The following is an 18,827-nucleotide window of genomic DNA, read 5'->3' on the forward strand; positions in this document are numbered from 1 at the left end:
CTGGAGCGGCCCAGGCCGTACCGGCGCAGCCCGGGCGGCCGGTCGGCGGAGGCGGCTCCTTCCACGAGATGTGGCGGGAACTGCTTCCCGTCGGCCGCCACCCCGAGTCCCGCGGTTACCGGCGCTTCGCCTGGACCGGGGCCGATGCCGAGTGCCGCGCCTGGTTCAAGGAGCAGGCCGAGGGCCGTGGGCTGACGTACGAGGTCGACCGGAACGGGAACCAGTGGGCCTGGCTCGGCGACCCCGCCGCCGGGGACGCCGTCGTCACCGGGTCGCATCTGGACTCCGTCCCGGACGGCGGGGCCTTCGACGGCCCCCTCGGTGTCGTGTCCTCCTTCGCCGCGCTCGACGAACTGCGCCGCAGGGGAGCGGAGTTCACCAGGCCCCTCGCCCTCGTCAACTTCGGTGACGAGGAGGGTGCCCGGTTCGGGCTCGCCTGCGTCGGGTCACGGCTCACCGCCGGGCAGCTCACCGTCGAGCAGGCGCACCGGCTGACCGACGGGGACGGGGTCACCCTGCCCCGGGCCATGGAGGCCGCCGGCTACGACCCCGACGCCATCGGCGCCGACCCCGAGCGGCTCGCCCGTATCGGTGCCTTCGTCGAGCTGCACGTCGAACAGGGCCGGGCGCTGGATCTGTCCGGTGACCGGGTCGGCGTCGCCAGTGCCATCTGGCCGCACGGCCGCTGGCGGTTCGACTTCCGGGGTGAGGCCAACCACGCCGGCACGACCCGGCTGGCCGACCGCCGCGACCCCATGCTGTCGTACGCCGAGACCGTGCTCGCCGCCCGCCGCGAGGCCGAACTCGCCGGCGCGGTCGCCACCTTCGGCAAGATCGCCGTCGAGCCGAACGGCGTCAACGCCATCCCCTCCCTGGTGCGCGGCTGGCTCGACTCGCGCGCCGCCGACCAGGCCACCCTCGACACCGTCGTCGGCGGAATCGAGAAGGCGGCCCGGGAGTACGCGCAGGCGCACGGCATCGACCTGGACGTGGTCCGGGAGTCCTTCACCCCGGTCGTCGAGTTCGACCACGCCCTGCGGGACGAACTCGGCCGCATCCTCGGCCGGGACACCGGTCTCACCGTGCCCGTCCTGGGCACCGGGGCCGGACACGACGCCGGGATCCTCTCCGGGAGCATCCCGACCGCCATGCTGTTCGTGCGCAACCCCACCGGTGTCTCGCACTCCCCGGCCGAGTTCGCGGCCGAGGACGACTGCGTGGCCGGGGTGAGCGCGCTCGCCGACGTACTGGAAGGGCTGGCCTGCGGGTGACGACACGGACGACGTACTGGTTGGAGCACGCCTGGCTGGACACGTACGTCGAGCCCGGTGTCGCCGTGGAGGTGGCGGACGGCCGGATCACCGCCGTCCGCACGGAGACCCCCACCCCGCCGCCCGGGGCCGAGATCCTGCGCGGTCTCACCCTCCCCGGCCTGGCCAACGCCCACTCGCACGCCTTCCACCGCGCCCTGCGCGGCACGGTCCAGGTAGGCTCCGGGACCTTCTGGACCTGGCGCGAGCTGATGTACTCCTTCGCCGACCGGCTGACCCCGGAGACGTATCACGCGCTCGCCCGCGCGGTGTACGCCGAGATGGCGCTCGCGGGCATCGCCTGCGTCGGAGAGTTCCACTACGTCCACCACGCCCCCGGCGGCACCCCGTACGCCGACCCCAACGCCATGGGCGAGGCGCTGATCGCGGCCGCCGCCGACGCCGGTGTCCGCATCACCCTCCTCGACACCGCCTACCTCTCCGCAGGCTTCGGGGAGCCGCCCAACGCCCACCAGAAGCGCTTCTCCGACGGCAGCGCGGAGGCCTGGGCCGAACGCTGTTCAGTTCTCAAGGAACGGGATCACGCGCGGATCGGCGCGGCCGTCCACTCCGTACGGGCCGTGCCCGCCGGCCAGTTGGCGACCGTGGCCCGCTGGGCCGAGGAGCGGCGGGCCCCGCTCCATGTGCACCTGTCCGAGCAGACGGCGGAGAACGACGCCTGCCTGGCCGCCCACGGCTGCACCCCCACCCGCCTGCTGGCCGACCACGGTGTCCTCGGCCCGCGCACCACGGGCGTCCACAACACCCACCTCACGGACGAGGACATCGCCCTGCTAGGCGGCACCGGCACGGGCACCTGCATGTGCCCGACCACCGAGCGGGACCTGGCCGACGGCATCGGACCGGCCGTCGCCCTCCAGCGGGCGGGCTCGCCGCTCTCCCTCGGCTCCGACAGCCACGCCGTCATCGACCTGCTCGAGGAGGCGCGCGCGATGGAGCTGAACGAGCGGCTGCGCACCCGCACCCGGGGCCACTGGACGGCCGCCGCCCTGCTGCGCGCCGCCTCCGCCGACGGCCACGCCGCGCTCGGCTGGGAGGACGCCGGCACCATCGAGACCGGCATGCTCGCCGACCTGACGACGATCGCGCTGGACTCGGTCAGAACGGCGGGGCCGCTGCCCCGGCTGGGCGCCGAGACGGCCGTATTCGCCGCGACGGCAGCGGACGTACGGCACACGGTCGTGGGCGGACGGCACGTCGTACGAGACGGTGCGCACGCCCTCGTCCCCGATGTGCCACAGGCCCTCGCACGGGCCGTGGAAGCCCTTCGCGCCTGACGGGCCGTCGAAGCACCCCGCGCCTGACGACCACCCACGAGGACACCATGAGCAGCAGCACCGTCATCACCAACATCGCCACGCTGGTCACCAACGACCCCTCCCTCGGTGACAACTCCCCTCTCGGTCTGATCCAGGACGCGGCCGTCGTCATCGACGGCGACCGGGTCGTGTGGACCGGTGAATCCAGCAAAGCACCCGCCACTGACAACCGCGTCGACGCGGGCGGCCGGGCGGTGCTGCCGGGCTTCGTGGACTCCCACTCCCACCTGGTCTTCGCGGGCGACCGCACCCAGGAGTTCAACGCCCGGATGTCCGGCCGGTCGTACACCGCGGGCGGCATCCGCACCACCGTCGCCGCCACCCGCGCCGCGACCGACGCGGAGCTGGAGGCGAACCTCACGCACTACCTCGCCGAGGCCCTCCGCCAGGGCACCACCACCTTCGAGACGAAGTCGGGCTACGGCCTGACGGTCGAGGACGAGGCCCGGGCCCTGCGTATCGCCGCCGCCCACACCGACGAGGTGACCTACCTCGGTGCCCACATCGTCTCCCCCGACTACGCCGACGATCCGGCCGCCTACGTCTCCCTGGTCACCGGCGAGATGCTCGACGCCTGTGCCCCGTACGCCCGCTGGGTCGACGTCTTCTGCGAGAAGGGCGCCTTCGACGGCGACCAGGCCCGCGCGATCCTCACCGCGGGCAAGGCCAAGGGCCTGACCCCGCGCATCCACGCCAACCAGCTCTCCTACGGCCCCGGTGTCCAGCTGGCCGTGGAACTCGACGCGGCGAGCGCCGACCACTGCACCCACCTCACGGACGCCGACGTGGACGCGCTCGCGAACAGCGCGACGGTCGCCACCCTCCTGCCGGGCGCCGAGTTCTCCACCCGCGCCGAGTGGCCGGACGCCCGCCGGCTCCTCGAGGCGGGCGTGACCGTGGCCCTGTCCACGGACTGCAACCCGGGCTCCTCCTTCACCTCCTCCGTCCCCTTCTGCATCGCCCTGGCCGTCCGGGACATGCGGATGACCCCCGACGAGGCGGTGTGGTCGGCGACGGCGGGCGGCGCGAAGGCCCTGCGCAGGGACGACATCGGCCGGCTCACCCCGGGCGCCTACGCCGACCTGACCCTGCTGGACGCCCCCAGCCACGTCCATCTGGCCTACCGGCCGGGCGTCCCGCTGGTCGCCGGGGTGTGGCGCAGGGGCGTCCGGGCCGTCGGCTGAGTCAGCTCGCCCCGGCCCGCCAGAGCTGGGCCGTACCGTCGTCCACCGGGTCCAGGGAGAGCTGGTCGTCGCCGTTCGGGGTGAGGGCCGTCTCGATGGCGATCTCCGGGCGGATCTCGCCGTCGGAGACGACCGTGAAGCGCAGGTTGGCGCCGTGGTCGCCGTCCACCGACGAGCACTCCCAGATGCCGACGCCCTTGTCGACCGAACCCCGGCTGTCCAGGCAGAAGTCGGGGTCCGCGGCGGACTGCAGCACGCCCCGGTCCGCGTCGACCCGCCAGCGCTGGGTGGCGGAGCCGGAGCAGGCGGCCGTGACCACGTCGGTGCCGTTGTCGAAGTCGCCGTCCCTGACGTCGAGGCAGCGGCCGGTGGCGGCGTTCACGACCTGGGCGTAGCCGGCGCCCGGCGGCTTCGGGGCGGGCGACGGGGTCGGCGACGCGGAGTGCGTCGGGGCCGGGGCGGGCGACGCGGAGTGTGTCGGGGTCGGGCTGTGCGACGGCTTCGTGGGGGAGGACGACGGGGCGACGGTCGCCGTCGCCGTCACGGTCACCTGGGGGGTGACGGGCGGTGCCGGGGTCGCGGCCGCCGGGGTCCGGGTGTGCCCGGCCGGGCGGTTCAGGAGCACCAGCAGCAGCGGTACGAGGGCCACGCCCAGCGCCGTGGAGGTCAGCAGGACGCGGCGGGACGGGGACCGGCGTCCGCGCGCCGGGCCAGGCTCGGCGGCCGCCTCGGCCGGGGTCTCCCGCCGTACGTACCCCGTTCCGCCCCAGGGCAGCAGGCCCTCTGCCAGGGCCGTGCGCGGGTCGTCCCGGAGCGCGGTCAGGTCCTCGAACGCGGCCGTGCAGTGCGGGCAGTGGGCCATGTGCGCGTGCAGGTCGGCGCTGTGCCGGGGGTTGTCCGGGCGTACCGACTCCTCGATCAGCCGGCGGAAGTCCGCACAGCGCGGGTCGTCGGATGCGGCCAGGCGGCTGCGCAGACAGGCCTGTGCCAGCGACTGGAGCGCGGGCGGGGTGTCGTACCGGACGTCCTCGGGGGTCAGGCCGAGGTGGGTGGCGGTCCGGGCCGGGGGTTCCTGGTCCAGTACGCCGTACCAGAGCAGGCCCTGGGTGCGGGACGGCAGGGACTGGAACGCCGCGAGCAGCGGTGGGGCGGGCGGCTCGGGTGCGCCCGTCGAGTTGAGGATCAGGAGGAGGGTGGGGTCCAGGGCGGCGGAGCGTTCGTCGTGCGACCACTCGGCGGCCAGGCGCGCGGTCAGCAGGAGCAGGTGGTGGCGCAGGGGGACGACCGGTTCGGCACCGCGCGCGATGTCCCGGGCGACGGTGGTGAAGGTCTGCGCGGCGAGCCGGCGGGCCGCCGCGTCGCCGGCCGTGCAGAGCCGGGCGTAGCCGAGGACCGCGGGGTGGTGGCGGGCGCGCAGTTCCTGGAGGGCCGGGTAGGCGGTGGCGGCGGGCGTGCGCAGGAGTTCGGTCAGGCGTGCGTCCGGGGGTGGGTTGTCCTGGAACATGGTGCACCCCTTCGCGCCGGCCTGCCATGGGCCTGTCCTTGCTGACGTACCGGCCAGTTTGGGGTGTGCGTGGGGCGCGAGGGAGGCCTTTGGCGAAAAGAGGCGGCCGGGAATCGCCCCTCCAGGGGGCACAGGGGCAGCACAGGGAGGGGCCGCGTGTCCGGCATACGGCTGCGGGCGCGTGGGACGACCGGTCCCCACGCGCCCGCAGCCGTACGACGACCCCGGTCACCGCTGCGGTCACTCGTCGAGCGTCAGTGCCTTCCGCAGCCGCACCAGCGTGCGGGACAGCAGCCGGGACACGTGCATCTGCGAGATGCCCAGTTCCTCGCCGATCTCCGACTGGGTCAGGCCGGCGACGAAGCGCAGCGAGAGGATCTTCCGGTCCCTGGACGGGAGTTCGGCGATCAGCGGCTTCAGGGACTCGATGTACTCGACGCCTTCGAGACCGTGGTCCTCGTAGCCGATGCGGTCCGCCAGGGCGCCCTCGGACTCGTCCTCGTCCGGCTGTGCGTCCAGGGAGGAGGCCGTATAGGCGTTGGAGGCGGCCATGCCCTCGACGACCTCCTCGTTCGAGAGGCCGAGGCGCTCCGCCAGTTCCGCGACCGTGGGGGCGCGGTCCAGCTTCTGGGCCAGCTCGTCGCCCGCCTTGGCGAGGTCGAGACGGAGCTCCTGGAGGCGGCGCGGGACCCGCACCGACCACGACGTGTCGCGGAAGAAACGCTTGATCTCGCCGATGATGGTAGGCATCGCGAATGTGGGGAACTCGACGCCGCGGGAGAGCTCGAAGCGGTCGATCGCCTTGATCAGGCCGATCGTGCCGACCTGGATGATGTCCTCCATGGGCTCGCTGCGGGAGCGGAACCGGGAGGCGGCGAACTTGACGAGAGCGAGGTTCAGCTCGACGAGCGTGTTGCGTACGTACGAGTACTCGTACGTGCCTTCCTCCAGCGACTCCAGCCGCTCGAAGAGGGTCTTGGACAGGGCGCGCGCGTCGACCGCGTCGACCTCGTCGTACGGGGGGATCTCGGGGAGGTCGAGCCCCGCGAGGGATCCCTCGATGGCATCCAGTTGTTCCGGTGGGGGTGTCGACGTCGCCGTCCGGGTATGCGATGCGTCGAGCCGGGGTGACATGGTGTCCTCCATCGTTCTCGGCATAAGGCTGCCGAAGCCGTGCGTGCACTGCGGAGTGCGGCGCCTCCAAAGCCGGCCGTGTCGGTTTAGGTGTCTGTACTAGCCCTACCCGCTTCGGCGAGTCAGTCGCAAGTCCGTTCTATTAGCATTTGTCCGATTGTGCGAGGTTGTTCGGGTGTCGGAGAGCGTGGAGAAGGCGTAATGTTCGAGGGCGTCGGCACGGCGTTCGGCGGACATCGGTGGGCATCGTCAGACATCGGTCAGACGGTGGCAAAAGGTCACGAACTCGGGAGAGAGACGGCAATGGACCACGGGACGGTCGGCAGCGCACAGTCGGGCCGGCTGCTGGTGGAGGTGCGGGAAGAGGGGCCCAGCGCCGTCGTGATTCCGGCGGGTGAGCTCGATCACCACACCGCCGATCTGCTGCGCGAGCCGCTCGACGATCTCCTCGACAAGGGGTTCTCGCGCCTTGTCGTCGACTGCTCACGCCTTGAGTTCTGCGACTCCACGGGGCTGAACGTGCTGCTCGGCGCCCGGCTACGGGCCGATGCCGCCGGTGGCGGGGTGCACCTCGCCGGGATGCTGCCCGTCGTCGCCCGGGTGTTCGAGATCACGGGGGCAGAGGCGGTCTTCACCGTCCATGACTCCGTCGAGGCGGCCCTGACCGACGGAGCCGGCGAGACCGGCGCGAGCGGCGACGAGAGCTGAGTTCCGGCCCGGTGTTCGCAACCAGGGGGTGTCCCGGCGGATCGCCCGGGCAGGAGAGATCTGTCGGCGGTCGTCCCGGCCCCGGTTGAGTAGGCCCTACGACGGGCCCGTACGAAGTGCAGCAACGCGAGTTTATGAATCGTGAACCGGTGAAACGGTGAGGTGAAGCGCTGATGAGCACCACCCGGCCTTACCCGCCGGGCGACCGCGGCCCGGAGACCAGCGGCGTTTCCGGGATGTCCGAGGGGGCGGCGTCCGACGTGCCGTCCGCCTCGTCGGGGGGTCGTCAGGTCCGCAGGCTGCGCCTCGCCGGCGAGAGCGGGGTCGTCCCGCTCGCCCGCGACTTCGCCCGGCAGGCGCTGTACGCGTGGGGCTGGCTGCCCGCCGCGTCCGCCGACCGCAGGGCCGCCGCCGAGGATGTACTGCTCGTCGTCTCGGAGCTCGTCACCAACGCGTGCCTGCACGCGGAGGGGCCGGACGAGTTGGTCCTGGCCTGCGACAACAAGGTGATCCGGGTGGAGGTCTCCGACCGGGGGGCCGGGCAGCCGGCGCCGCGGACCCCGCACCGGGCGGGACGGCCGGGAGGGCACGGGATGTTCATCGTGCAGCGGCTGTGCCTGGACTGGGGGGTTGTCCGGGCGTCCGGGGAGACCGGGAAGACGGTCTGGGCGGAGCTGGGGGCGCCGGCGTAGGGGACGGCGTGCGCCCAAGGGGGTGCCGCGTGGTGCCTGGTGGCGACTGCGGGTTGTTTGTGGTTGCTCGCGCCCGCGCGGCGGAGTCGCACATCGACAGAGCCCCGCGCCCCTAGGGGGCGCTTCAGCTGACGGGATCGATTCCCCCGCGCCCCTGGGGTGTGCTTTCGCTGACGGGATCGATTCCCCCGCGCCCCTCACGGGGCACTCACACTTCCGCCACGCCCTTTCTCTTCCCTCCTCATGGGCCCCGGCGTACCTTGACGGCCGAATCTGATACCTCGTCAGTAGCGAATGGGGTGGACCGACCGTGTCGTCGTACCCGAAACGCACCGCCGTGCTCGCGTCCGCCGCCGCCCTCGCCGGCTCGGCGGTGCTGCTCACCGCCCCGGCGGCGCACGCCACCGTCGTCGACGTCAACTACGCCTGCAAGACGCCGATCGGCGACAAGAGCGCCGTCTCCCCGATCGACATCAAGGGCGTCCGGAGCGGCAGCGGTTACAAGATCACGATGTCCTGGCAGAAGGGCGTCTCCTCCAGCCCGGTCGAACTCGGCAAGGGCGCGATGAACCCGAGCGCCACCATCAAGCTGGGCGGCGCCGACAGCGGGACCCTGAACGTGACCGGCTCGCCCAACCAGGCCGCGATACCCGCCAACACCCCCATCAAGATCAACGACTTGAGCGGCACCTACACGCCGGAGAAGACCGGCAAGGTGACCTTCACGGCGGGCATCCTCACCATCAAGGCGCTCGGCACGACGACGACCTGCACCCCCACCAACAACCCCGGCCCGTCCCTGACCCTGGACGTGAGCGCCGCGGGCGGGGGCGGCTCCACCGGCTCGAGCGGCTCGACCGGCTCCGGCTCGTCGTCCGGCGGCACCGGCGCCGACTCCGCGGGCACCCTCCCGAAGACCGGTCCCGAGGACTCGTTCGTCGCGCTCGGCACCCTCGGCGGCACCGTGCTGCTCGCGGGCGCGGCCGGCGCCCTCTGGCTGACCCGGCGGAACCAGCCCGTACGCCGCTGACCCTCGGGGTCCGACCGCCGGAGCCGCCCATGCCGTCCGCCCAGTCCGTCACCCGTGTGCTCGGCCTCGCCGCGCTGATCCTGCTCGCCACCGCCCCGCGCGCGGCGGCGGCCGGCGGCTGGTCACTCGTGCCCGCGGGCGGCGGCCGCCCGTCCTTCTACGCCGAGGGCGCCCCCGGGGCCGTCCTCCAGGACACCGTGTCGGTGACCAACCGCGGCGGACACCCGGTCACGGTACGGCTGTCCGGCACCGGGGTCCCCGTCACCTTCGCCGGGCCGAGCGTCCGGGTTCCCGCGCGCACCCGGGCCGACGTCCCCTTCACGGTGACCGTCCCGGCCGGTGCCGCCCCCGGCGACCTCCCCGGCGCGCTCGTCGCCAAGGACACCGACGGCCGCACCGCCACCGTCCGGGTCCGGCTGCGCGTGGGCGGCCCCACCCTGACCGCGCTGACCGTCGAACATGTCGCCGTCCACGGTGACCGCATCACCTACGAGCTGGTCAACAGGGGTACGACCGCCCTCGTGCCGAAGCTCGCGGTGCACGCGGACGGGGTCTTCGGCCGGGACCTCCTCGACCGGGCCCCGCGCACCCTCCCGGTCCGCCTCGCCCCCGGCAGCCGCACCGAACTCGGCGAGCCCTGGCCAGACCACCCCGCCCTGGACGCGGTCGAGGTCCGGCTGACGGCGACGGCGGCGGGCGGCGCGCACGACACGGCGGACGCCCGGGCGCGGTTCGTGCCCTGGGGCGCGGTCGCGGGGACCGCGGGCGCGCCGGCGGCTGCCGCCGCCGTGACGGTCGTACGACGGCGCAGGCGCCGTGCCGGCCAGGCGGCGGCCGAACCCCTGCCCATGGAGACCGAGTTGACGGGAGCGGCGAGGTGAGAGCGCGTGCGATCGCGATATCGACGGCGCTGGCGGCGGTGTTCGCACTGCTCCTGACGCCCCTGGCCGCGGCCGCCGGCGGGCCGGCCGTGAAGGTCTCCGAGGCGCAGGCCGGCACCGGTGGGTCCATCACCGTCAGCGGCACCGGCTGGCGGCCGCACACCCTGCTGATGATGTTGATCTGCGGCCAGGCCACCCCCGCCCGGGGCGTGATCGGCGGCACCAACTCCTGTGCCAACGCCGACGGGCGCGCCGTCACCACCGACGCGAAGGGCGGCTTCGGCAAGCAGCTCCCGGTCGCCGAGCCACCGGTGCCCTGCCCCTGCGTGGTGCACGTGGCCACCGTGACCGGCGCGAAAGCCGACGCGGACGCCGTCTTCCAGGTCGCCGGGCACCCCGTGAAGGCGCTGCCCGCCGAGCCCACCGGTGGCCGTCTCGCGATGCTCACCGACACCCGCCTCGACGGCTCCTCGGGCCTGCTGACCTGGTTCGGCGCACCCCCCTCCCGCACCCTCGTCTTCACCATCGGCAACGCGGGCGCCACCCCCCTCAAGGACCCCGTCTTCCAAGTCGGCACCGCACACGGTGTGTTCGCCCCGCAGTGGGACGAGCAGCAGTGGCGCGGCACCCTGGCACCCGGCAAGAAGGCGCGGATCAAGCTGCCCGTCGAACTCTCCGCCGGGGCGCACGGCGACTACACCGTCTCCCTCAGGTACGACGGCAAGGTCCTCGCCGAACAGCCCTGGGGCGTGGGCCGCCCCTGGGGCGTGACCCTGTTCTGGCTCCTGCTCTGCGTGGTCGTACCGGCCGCCGTCTTCCGCATCGGCATGGCGGTGGTCGACCGGGTGCGGCCGCCCCGCGCGGGCGGCCTCCGTCACCGGGGCGTGCACCGCCCGACCCTGCGCCTGCCCCGCCTGCGCGCGCCGGAGCCCGCGCCCGACACGACCTCGACCCTGCCGTGGTTCACCCCGGACAACGATCCGGGCACGGCGGCCGGTCGGCTCTCCGCACCGCACGACGACAGTTCCACGAGTCCCACGACTCCCACCAGGAAGGGAACCACGTGACCATGCGAAGGAGAGTGACACCGGTCAGAGCGGGTGCGGCGGCGGCCGCACTGGTCCTCGCCGGGGCGGGCGCCCTGCTCGGCGCGGCCGCCGGCACCGCACAGGCGGCCGAGGTGTCGTTCGCGACCCACTGCGTACCGCCCGCCGGTGTCGCCGACCCCGTCGACGGGACCACGAAGGTGGCGATCACCGCGCCCGCGACCGCGAAGGTCGGCGACACGGTCGACATCACCTGGAAGTTCGTGCAGGCCGCGTCCAAGAACCCGGACATCATCGACCTGCCCGCCAACTCGGTCCAGCCGTCCGGCACGCTCAAGGCGGCCGGTGCCCAGACCGCCGACATCGCCCTGCAGGGGCCGCGCGAGAACCCGGCGATCCCCAAGGGCGGCGACATGGTGCTGTCCGACATGACGGGCACCCTGAAACTGACCTCACCCGGCGAGGTGACGCTCACCCCGGACGCGTACAAGGTCAACGCGTTCGGGACGGACACCGTGTGCACCCCCTCGGCGACCGTGCAGAAGGCGGCGACGATCGAGGTGACCGGCAGCGGCTCCAGCGACTCGGCGTCCCCGACCGACACCGGCCCGGCCTCCCCGTCCGCCTCGGCGAGCCCCTCCGACTCGGCCTCGGAGTCCGCCTCGGCCTCCGCCTCCCCGTCCGCCTCCTCCTCCGACGGCACGGGCACCGGCCAGACCGACTTCACGGGCAAGGAGGTCGACGTCCCCTACGCCTGCAAGACGCCCATCGGCGACAAGAACGCGACTTCGCCGGTGCAGATCAACGCCAAGAAGAACGGCGGGAGCTTCGACCTCACCGTGCAGTTCAACGGGTCGGTGATGGACAGCCCCGCGGACATCCCGGCGGACTCGGTGAAGCCGTCGATGGAGGTGGTCCTGGGCGGCGCGGACAAGGGCACGGTCCATGTGGAGGGCCCCACCAACTCCTCCGCGATCAAGTCCGGCGACCCGATCGACATCCCGGACCTGACGGGCACGTACAAGCCGGGCGCGAGCGGCGAGTCGACGCTGTCGCCGGGCGTGCTCACGGTCAACGCGCTCGGTACGACGACGACGTGCACGCCGACCAAGTCGGAGGTGTCGTTGACGCTGGACACGACCGAGCAGGCGGGCGGCGCGTCGGGGGGTTCGTCGACGTCGGGCGGTTCGTCGGGCGGTTCGAGCAGCAGCGGCGGCCTGGCGGAGACGGGTGACAGCAGCAACGGGGCAGTCAAGGCGCTCGGTCTGGTGGCAGGAACGGCGATCTTGCTGGGCGGCGCGGTGTTCACGTTCATGCCGCGAAAGAGGACGCGCTGATTCTTCAGGGGCGCGGGGCTGTATCTGATGTGCGGCTCCGCCGCGCGGGCGCGACCAGCCACACACAACGGATAGCCGAAAACGCAAGAGGGCCACCAGGATCCCAAAATCCCGGTGGCCCTCTGTCGAAGACGTCAGTGAACGTCGCCCATGAGCTCCCGGACCTTCTTCCGGTACACCCACACCGCCGCACCGGCGAGCACCGCCAGCACCGCCTGGAACGCCACGATCCCCGTCTTGTTGAGGTCGACGCCCGCGATGGACAGCAGACCGGTCGTCGCGTCGCCCGCGGTGACCGCCAGGAACCACACGCCCATCATCTGGGACGCGTACTTGGCCGGAGCCATCTTGGTCGTCACGGACAGACCCACCGGGGACAGCATCAGCTCACCCACGGTCTGCACGAAGTAGATCCCGACCAGCCACATCGCGGCGGCCTTGTGACCGCCGTCGGCGATCGACAGCGGCGCGAGGAACAGGAAGAACGACGCACCGATCAGCACCAGACCACCGGCGAACTTCACGGCCGTGCTCGGCTCCTTGCCACGCCGCGCCATCGCCAGCCACGCCCAGGCGAAGACCGGTGCCAACGCCATGATCATGACCGGGTTGACGGACTGGTACCAGGAGACCGGGAAGTTCCAGCCGAAGATGGTGTTCTTGGCGGAGGCGTCGGCGAACAGGGAGACGGTCGAGCCACCCTGGTCGTAGATCATCCAGAAGACGGCCGCGGCCACGAAGAACCAGATGTACGCGCTCATCTTGGACTGCTCGGCGCGGTCCAGGTCCTTGTCGCGCTTGATGCGGGCGATGACGATGACCGGGATCAGCAGACCGGCGACGGTGATCGGGACCAGCAGCCAGTTCAGCGTGTAGACGCCGGAGACACCCACGACGACGTAGAAGACCGCGGCGACGGCGGCCCAGAAGCCGGCCTTCGTCAGCGTCGCCTTCTTCTCCGCGGCGGACAGCGGCGTCGGGACGATGTTCGAACGCGAGCTCAGGTGCCGCGTGCCGAGCAGGAACTGGGCGAGACCCAGCGCCATGCCGAGCGCGGCCAGCGCGAAGCCGAGGTGCCAGTTGTAGTTCTCGCCGACCGTGCCGATGACCAGCGGCGCGGCGAAGGCGCCCAGGTTGATGCCGATGTAGAAGAGCGTGAAGCCACCGTCACGGCGCGGGTCGTCCGGACCGTCGTACAGGTGACCGACCATCGTGGAGATGTTGGCCTTCAGCAGACCTGAGCCTATGGCGACCAGGCCGAGGCCCGCGAAGAACGTACCGGAGCTGGGCAGCGCCAGCGTCAGGTGGCCGAGCATGATGATCGCGCCCGCGACGGCGACCGTCTTACGGGGGCCGAGCACACGGTCGGCGAACCAGCCGCCGGGCAGGGCGAGCAGGTACACGAGCGACAGGTACACGGAGTAGATCGCCGTCGCCGTGGCCGCGGTCATGTGCAGGCCGCCGGGAGCGACCAGGTACAGCGGGAGCAGGGCCTTCATGCCGTAGTAGGAGAATCGCTCCCACATCTCGGTCATGAAGAGAGTGGCCAGTCCGCGGGGGTGGCCGAAGAAGGTCTTCTCGGAACCGGGGGTGCCCGGTCGGACCGAGTCCTTCGTCAGGCTGGACGCCATGGGTCGTTCCTTGCTGGTCGGGACGCGCGGTGGGGCTGTGCGCGCCCGTGGGGGGAGCGGCCGGCACCGGCGGGTCGGACCGTCCACCCCACGCCCAGGGGAGTCCACCCCGGATCACGGAGCGGCGGACGGCGACCACCGGGATCCACGCTCCGTGACGCTGCGTCGCGTCCGGAGCCCGGCCAGAGGTCATTCCTTTCAAGGCCGGCCAGGGCCGACCCGCACACAAAAGAGACCTTCAGTGTCAAGAAGCCCACCAAAGGTCCCCGGGTGTACTACAGGCGTTCACGTCACTGTACGTCAGGACACTGCCGTATATGGAAGGACTTGAGACACGGATCACAGGTGTCGGGGGAACCGTGCACCCGCTTTCGAAGGCCCCTCTACCGTCTCACCTCTCGCCCACAGGTTCGTACCACTGTGCCCCAAGGTAAGAATCCCTGGTGCCGATCACACCCCGGCACAGCGCGTAATCGGACTACCATCACCTCATGACCCGTGTACTGCTCGCCGAGGACGACGCGTCCATTTCGGAGCCGCTGGCCCGCGCACTGCGCCGGGAAGGTTACGAGGTCGAGGTGCGCGAGGACGGACCCACCGCGCTCGACGCCGGAATGCAGGGCGGCATCGACCTGGTCGTGCTCGACCTCGGGCTTCCCGGCATGGACGGCCTGGAGGTCGCGCGCCGGCTGCGTGCCGAGGGCCACGCCGTACCGATCCTCATCCTGACCGCGCGGGCCGACGAGGTGGACACCGTCGTCGGCCTGGACGCGGGCGCCGACGACTACGTCACCAAGCCGTTCCGGCTCGCCGAACTGCTCGCCCGGGTACGGGCGCTGCTGCGCCGCGGCGCCGCGGAGCCCGCGCAGCCGCCGGCCACGCACGGTGTGCGGATCGACGTCGAGTCGCACCGGGCGTGGATGGGGGACGAGGAACTCCAGCTCACCGCGAAGGAGTTCGACCTGCTGCGGGTGCTGGTGCGGGACGCCGGACGGGTGGTTACTCGTGACCAGTTGATGCGTGAGGTCTGGGACACGACGTGGTGGTCCTCGACCAAGACGCTCGACATGCACATCTCGTGGCTGCGCAAGAAGCTCGGCGACGATGCGGCGAACCCGCGGTACATCGCTACGGTGCGTGGTGTCGGGTTCCGTTTCGAGAAGAGCTAGGTCGGCTACGCGCGTTGCGCCGTGGAGGGCTCGGGCAGGTGCGTGACCGACCGTCGAATGTGGCTGGTCGCGCCCACGCGGCGGAGCCGCACGTGTCGGCGTCCCGCGCCCCTGCGGTGCGCTGAAGCCGTCGTTTCCCGGAGAGTGCCGTGCGTCGTCGTCTGATCCAGTCCACCCTCGCCGTCGTACTGGTCGTCATCGCGGTCTTCGGCGTGTCCCTCGTGATCGTCGAGTCGCGGACCATCAGCAACAGCGCCCAGGAGCGGGTGGACTCCGAGGCGCTCCGGCTCGCCAGCATCGTCGACAGCCGCATCCTCGGGGACGAGGACGTCACCGCCGAGATACTGCACAGCCAGGTCGGCAAGGACCAGTACGCCGTCATCCGGATCCCGGGCAAGGCCCCGATCGAGCTCGGGGTCAGGCCCGAGGGCGATGTCATCCACTACACCGTCGACGGCGAGGAAGGCGAGACGGTCACCGTCCAGGAGCCGCGGTCCACGGTGACCCGGGAGGTCGGCCGCACGCTGCTGATCATCGGGGCCGTCGCGCTGCTCGCCGTGATCGCCGCCGTGCTGCTGGCCATCCGGCAGGCCAACCGGCTCGCCTCCCCGCTCACCGACCTCGCCGAGACCGCCGAGCGGCTGGGCTCCGGCGACCCGCGCCCCCGGCACAAGCGGTACGGCGTCCCGGAGCTGGACCGGGTCGCCGATGTGCTGGACTCCTCCGCCGAGCGGATCGGGCGGATGCTCACCGCCGAGCGACGGCTGGCCGCCGACGCCTCCCACCAGCTGCGCACCCCGCTGACCGCGCTGTCGATGCGGCTCGAGGAGATCACCCTCACCGACGACCCGGACACCGTGAAGGAGGAGGCGAACGTGGCGTTGACGCAGGTGGAGCGGCTGACCGATGTCGTGGAGCGGCTGCTGACGAACTCCCGCGACCCGCGCACCGGCTCCGCGGTCTCCTTCGACCTGGACGAGGTCATCCAGCAGCAGCTCGCCGAGTGGCGCCCCGCCTACCGCAGCTCGGGCCGGGCGATCGTCAGCTCGGGCAAACGGCATCTGCGGGCGGTGGGCACGCCCGGCGCGGTCGCGCAGGTGCTGGCCGCACTGATCGAGAACTCGCTGATGCACGGCGGCGGCACGGTCGCCCTGCGGACCAGGGTCACCGGCAATCAGGCGGTCGTCGAGGTGACCGACGAGGGCGCCGGAGTGCCCGCGGATCTCGGCAACCGCATCTTCGAGCGCACCATCAGCGGCCGTAACTCCACCGGGATCGGGCTGGCCGTCGCCCGTGACCTCGCGGAGGCCGACGGCGGCCGTCTGGAACTGCTCCAGGCCCAGCCGCCGGTGTTCGGTCTGTTCCTGTCCCGCACCCCGCCGACCCACAAACTGCCGGACGACGACCGGCCGACGGTCCGCTAGGAAGACTCATCGGCTGGGAAGACTCAGCCAGGAAGACTCATCCGCTGGGAAGACTCAGAAGACCCGCTGCCTGGGCTTGGGCTCCGGGGAGTCGGCGGCCTGCTCCAGGATCGCCTCCGCGTCGGCGACCGTCTCACGGGCCGGCAGCGCCTTGAACACCCACGAGCGGTACGACCAGAAGCGGAACAGCGTCGCCACGCCGATGCCGACGAACTTGAAGACGTTGCTCTGCAGCGGGCTGTCCCAGCCGAAGCCGTAGGTCGCGAGATACAGCAGACCGTTCTCGATCACCAGGCCGACCGCGCTGAACAGCAGGAACAGGGTGAGTTCCTTGGTGCGGCCGCCCTTGTCACGGTCCCGGTACGTCCAGTAGCGGAAGCCCAGGTAGTTGAACACAATGGCGACGACGGTGGCTATCACGCTCGCCCGCACCACCGGAAGCTCGGTGAGGTGCCGGACCAGGTTGAAGACGCCGAGATTGACGAGAATGCCGGCGCCGCCGACGGCGCCGAATTTGGCGACCTCGCGTACGAGCCGTTGCAGCCCCGAGGAACCACGTTCCATGGTTGTGCGGGCTCCTGTCCGTAGGTGATGGCGATCCAGCCATGCTAACGATCCAGTATGTCCCATGCCGGTGGATGACGACACAGCTCGGGAACGGCTTGGAAAGAGCACCGGAAAAGCGGGGCAAGAGGAGGCGAAGCGGCCGGTAAGAACCCTGGTCGCGGGCGCGGAATCAGGCCACTGTGGCGCGGCCGATACCCTGGGGGTGTGACGTTCCCCGTAGTCGGCATGGTCGGCGGGGGCCAGCTCGCGCGTATGACGCACGAAGCGGGCATCCCGTTGGGCATCAGGTTCAAGCTCCTCAGTGACACTCCTCAGGATTCCGCGGCCCAGGTGGTGAGCGATGTCGTCATCGGCGACTACCGCGACCTGGAGACACTGCGCGCGTTCGCGCGCGGCTGCGATGTGATCACCTTCGACCACGAGCACGTGCCCACCGAGCATCTGCGGGCCCTGGAGGCGGACGGCATCCCCGTGCGCCCCGGCCCCGACGCTCTGGTGCACGCCCAGGACAAGGGCGTGATGCGGGCCAAGCTCACCGAGATCGGCGTCCCGTGCCCACGGCACCGGATCGTGACCGACGCGGAGGACGTGGTCCGGTTCGCGGCCGAGGGCGACGGCTTCCCCGTCGTCCTGAAGACCGTCCGCGGCGGCTACGACGGCAAGGGCGTCTGGGTCGTGGAGACCGCCGAGGAGGCCACCGACCCGTTCCGCGCCGGCGTGCCCGTCCTCGCCGAGGAGAAGGTCGACTACGTCCGCGAGCTGGCCGCCAACGTCGTACGCTCCCCGCACGGCCAGGCCGTCGCCTACCCGGTGGTCGAGTCCCAGCAGGTGAACGGCGTCTGCGACACGGTGATCGCGCCCGCCCCCGACCTGGACGAGTCCCTCGCCCTCCAGGCCGAGGAGATGGCCCTGCGGATCGCGAAGGAACTGGGCGTGGTCGGCCACCTCGCCGTCGAGCTGTTCCAGACCCGCGACGGCCGCATCCTCGTCAACGAGCTGGCGATGCGCCCGCACAACTCCGGCCACTGGAGCCAGGACGGCGCCATCACCAGCCAGTTCGCCAACCATGTGCGAGCGGTTCTCGACCTGCCCCTGGGCGACCCGCGGCCCCGCGCCAAGTGGACGGTCATGGTCAACGTCCTCGGCGGCGACTACCCCGACATGTACTCCGCGTACCTGCACTGCATGGCCCGCGACCCCAAACTGAAGATCCACATGTACGGCAAGGACGTGAAGCCGGGCCGCAAGGTCGGGCACGTCAACACCTACGGCGACGACCTGGACGACGTTCTCGAACGCGCACGTCACGCTGCCGGCTACCTGAGAGGCACGATCACCCAATGAGCCCTGTTGTTGGCATCGTGATGGGTTCGGACTCCGACTGGCCCGTCATGGAGGCCGCCGCGAAGGCCCTGGACGAGTTCGAGATCGGGTACGAGGTCGACGTCGTCTCCGCGCACCGCATGCCGCGCGAGATGGTGACCTACGGCGAGCAGGCGGCGGAGCGCGGTCTGAAGGTGATCATCGCGGGTGCCGGGGGAGCGGCCCACCTCCCGGGCATGCTCGCCTCCGTGACCCCCCTCCCGGTCATCGGCGTCCCGGTCCCGCTGAAGTACCTCGACGGCATGGACAGCCTGCTGTCGATCGTGCAGATGCCGGCCGGTGTCCCGGTCGCCACGGTCTCGGTCGCCGGCGCCCGTAACGCGGGCCTGCTGGCCGCCCGCATCCTGGCCACGCACGACGAGGACCTCCTGGCCCGGATGCGGGACTTCCAGCAGGACCTCAACGACCAGGCGACCGAGAAGGGCAAGCGCCTGCGGTCAAAGGTCGAAAGCGGCTCGGACGGCTTCGGCTTCGGCAAGTAGGACAC

The 18,827-nt window shown here is 71.6% G+C and carries 17 protein-coding genes; 13 read left to right on the forward strand and 4 right to left on the reverse strand.

Features of this window, described 5'->3' with window-relative positions:
• The first annotated feature begins 68 nt into the window (after positions 1-68).
• Genes ACZ4N4_RS40575 through hutI form a run of 3 tightly spaced genes read left to right on the forward strand, consistent with a single transcriptional unit; the run spans position 69 to position 3,834 of the window.
• Complete coding sequence (locus tag ACZ4N4_RS40575; protein ID WP_467598538.1) at positions 69-1,271, forward strand: allantoate amidohydrolase; 1,203 nt, start codon at positions 69-71, stop codon at positions 1,269-1,271.
• Positions 1,262-2,608: a formimidoylglutamate deiminase gene (locus tag ACZ4N4_RS40580; protein WP_467598660.1), complete on the forward strand. Its 1,347-nt coding sequence runs from the start codon at positions 1,262-1,264 to the stop codon at positions 2,606-2,608. Before ACZ4N4_RS40575 ends, ACZ4N4_RS40580 begins: the two co-directional genes overlap by 10 nt.
• 47 nt (positions 2,609-2,655) lie before the next feature.
• Positions 2,656-3,834, forward strand: a complete 1,179-nt coding sequence (hutI, locus tag ACZ4N4_RS40585) for an imidazolonepropionase (RefSeq protein ID WP_467598541.1) — start codon at positions 2,656-2,658, stop codon at positions 3,832-3,834.
• Between the two features lies 1 nt (position 3,835).
• Here hutI and ACZ4N4_RS40590 read toward each other — a convergent pair whose 3' ends face one another.
• Entirely contained in the window at positions 3,836-5,338 is a 1,503-nt protein-coding gene (locus ACZ4N4_RS40590) for a ricin-type beta-trefoil lectin domain protein (protein ID WP_467598544.1), read from the reverse strand.
• A gap of 240 nt (positions 5,339-5,578) precedes the next feature.
• Positions 5,579-6,472, reverse strand: coding sequence for an RNA polymerase sigma factor SigF (locus ACZ4N4_RS40595; protein ID WP_467598547.1), 894 nt, complete (start codon positions 6,470-6,472; stop codon positions 5,579-5,581).
• Between the two features lie 303 nt (positions 6,473-6,775).
• Here ACZ4N4_RS40595 and ACZ4N4_RS40600 point away from each other — a divergent pair, with 303 nt between their 5' ends.
• The 6 genes from ACZ4N4_RS40600 (at position 6,776) to ACZ4N4_RS40625 (ending at position 12,166) form a co-directional block, all read left to right on the forward strand.
• Positions 6,776-7,180, forward strand: a complete 405-nt coding sequence (locus tag ACZ4N4_RS40600) for an STAS domain-containing protein (protein ID WP_453565566.1) — start codon at positions 6,776-6,778, stop codon at positions 7,178-7,180.
• A 173-nt stretch (positions 7,181-7,353) separates the two neighbouring features.
• Positions 7,354-7,872: an ATP-binding protein gene (locus ACZ4N4_RS40605; RefSeq protein ID WP_453564651.1), complete on the forward strand. Its 519-nt coding sequence runs from the start codon at positions 7,354-7,356 to the stop codon at positions 7,870-7,872.
• Positions 7,873-8,182: 310 nt separating this feature from the next.
• Entirely contained in the window at positions 8,183-8,902 is a 720-nt protein-coding gene (locus ACZ4N4_RS40610; protein WP_467598551.1) for an LPXTG cell wall anchor domain-containing protein, read from the forward strand.
• A gap of 29 nt (positions 8,903-8,931) precedes the next feature.
• A complete protein-coding gene (locus ACZ4N4_RS40615) occupies positions 8,932-9,783 on the forward strand; it encodes a COG1470 family protein (protein WP_467598553.1) in 852 nt (283 codons plus the stop codon).
• On the forward strand, positions 9,780-10,850 hold the full coding sequence (locus ACZ4N4_RS40620) for a hypothetical protein (protein ID WP_467598556.1): 1,071 nt from the start codon (positions 9,780-9,782) through the stop codon (positions 10,848-10,850). Before ACZ4N4_RS40615 ends, ACZ4N4_RS40620 begins: the two co-directional genes overlap by 4 nt.
• A gap of 2 nt (positions 10,851-10,852) precedes the next feature.
• Positions 10,853-12,166 (forward strand): hypothetical protein, encoded by a 1,314-nt coding sequence (locus tag ACZ4N4_RS40625; RefSeq protein WP_467598559.1) that lies wholly within the window; start codon positions 10,853-10,855, stop codon positions 12,164-12,166.
• A 134-nt stretch (positions 12,167-12,300) separates the two neighbouring features.
• Here the strand turns inward: ACZ4N4_RS40625 and ACZ4N4_RS40630 are convergent, their stop codons facing one another.
• Positions 12,301-13,797: an oligopeptide:H+ symporter gene (locus tag ACZ4N4_RS40630; RefSeq protein ID WP_467598561.1), complete on the reverse strand. Its 1,497-nt coding sequence runs from the start codon at positions 13,795-13,797 to the stop codon at positions 12,301-12,303.
• A gap of 491 nt (positions 13,798-14,288) precedes the next feature.
• Between ACZ4N4_RS40630 and ACZ4N4_RS40635 the strand changes: the two genes are divergently transcribed.
• Positions 14,289-14,966, forward strand: a complete 678-nt coding sequence (locus ACZ4N4_RS40635) for a response regulator transcription factor (RefSeq protein WP_007382513.1) — start codon at positions 14,289-14,291, stop codon at positions 14,964-14,966.
• Between the two features lie 149 nt (positions 14,967-15,115).
• A complete protein-coding gene (locus tag ACZ4N4_RS40640; protein ID WP_467598565.1) occupies positions 15,116-16,390 on the forward strand; it encodes an ATP-binding protein in 1,275 nt (424 codons plus the stop codon).
• A 54-nt stretch (positions 16,391-16,444) separates the two neighbouring features.
• Here ACZ4N4_RS40640 and ACZ4N4_RS40645 read toward each other — a convergent pair whose 3' ends face one another.
• Entirely contained in the window at positions 16,445-16,954 is a 510-nt protein-coding gene (locus tag ACZ4N4_RS40645) for a GtrA family protein (RefSeq protein ID WP_467598568.1), read from the reverse strand.
• 207 nt (positions 16,955-17,161) lie between these two features.
• On the opposite strand from ACZ4N4_RS40645, the gene ACZ4N4_RS40650 reads away from it, so the two are divergent.
• Both ACZ4N4_RS40650 and purE read left to right on the forward strand, forming a co-directional pair.
• Complete coding sequence (locus ACZ4N4_RS40650) at positions 17,162-18,301, forward strand: 5-(carboxyamino)imidazole ribonucleotide synthase (RefSeq protein ID WP_467598571.1); 1,140 nt, start codon at positions 17,162-17,164, stop codon at positions 18,299-18,301.
• Positions 18,298-18,822 (forward strand): 5-(carboxyamino)imidazole ribonucleotide mutase, encoded by a 525-nt coding sequence (gene purE / locus ACZ4N4_RS40655; RefSeq protein WP_453564623.1) that lies wholly within the window; start codon positions 18,298-18,300, stop codon positions 18,820-18,822. Before ACZ4N4_RS40650 ends, purE begins: the two co-directional genes overlap by 4 nt.
• Positions 18,823-18,827 lie beyond the last annotated feature (5 nt).

Source organism: Streptomyces sp. NPDC026538 (assembly GCF_055567535.1).

Coding starts and splice junctions, on each gene's coding strand:
- ACZ4N4_RS40575 (WP_467598538.1), top strand. CDS start 69: ATGTGGCGGGAACTGCTTCCCGTCGGCCGCCACCCCGAGTCCCGCGGT.
- hutI (WP_467598541.1), top strand. CDS start 2,656: ATGAGCAGCAGCACCGTCATCACCAACATCGCCACGCTGGTCACCAAC.
- ACZ4N4_RS40590 (WP_467598544.1), bottom strand. CDS start 5,338: ATGTTCCAGGACAACCCACCCCCGGACGCACGCCTGACCGAACTCCTG.
- ACZ4N4_RS40595 (WP_467598547.1), bottom strand. CDS start 6,472: ATGTCACCCCGGCTCGACGCATCGCATACCCGGACGGCGACGTCGACA.
- ACZ4N4_RS40600 (WP_453565566.1), top strand. CDS start 6,776: ATGGACCACGGGACGGTCGGCAGCGCACAGTCGGGCCGGCTGCTGGTG.
- ACZ4N4_RS40605 (WP_453564651.1), top strand. CDS start 7,354: ATGAGCACCACCCGGCCTTACCCGCCGGGCGACCGCGGCCCGGAGACC.
- ACZ4N4_RS40615 (WP_467598553.1), top strand. CDS start 8,932: ATGCCGTCCGCCCAGTCCGTCACCCGTGTGCTCGGCCTCGCCGCGCTG.
- ACZ4N4_RS40625 (WP_467598559.1), top strand. CDS start 10,853: ATGCGAAGGAGAGTGACACCGGTCAGAGCGGGTGCGGCGGCGGCCGCA.
- ACZ4N4_RS40630 (WP_467598561.1), bottom strand. CDS start 13,797: ATGGCGTCCAGCCTGACGAAGGACTCGGTCCGACCGGGCACCCCCGGT.
- ACZ4N4_RS40635 (WP_007382513.1), top strand. CDS start 14,289: ATGACCCGTGTACTGCTCGCCGAGGACGACGCGTCCATTTCGGAGCCG.
- ACZ4N4_RS40645 (WP_467598568.1), bottom strand. CDS start 16,954: ATGGAACGTGGTTCCTCGGGGCTGCAACGGCTCGTACGCGAGGTCGCC.
- purE (WP_453564623.1), top strand. CDS start 18,298: ATGAGCCCTGTTGTTGGCATCGTGATGGGTTCGGACTCCGACTGGCCC.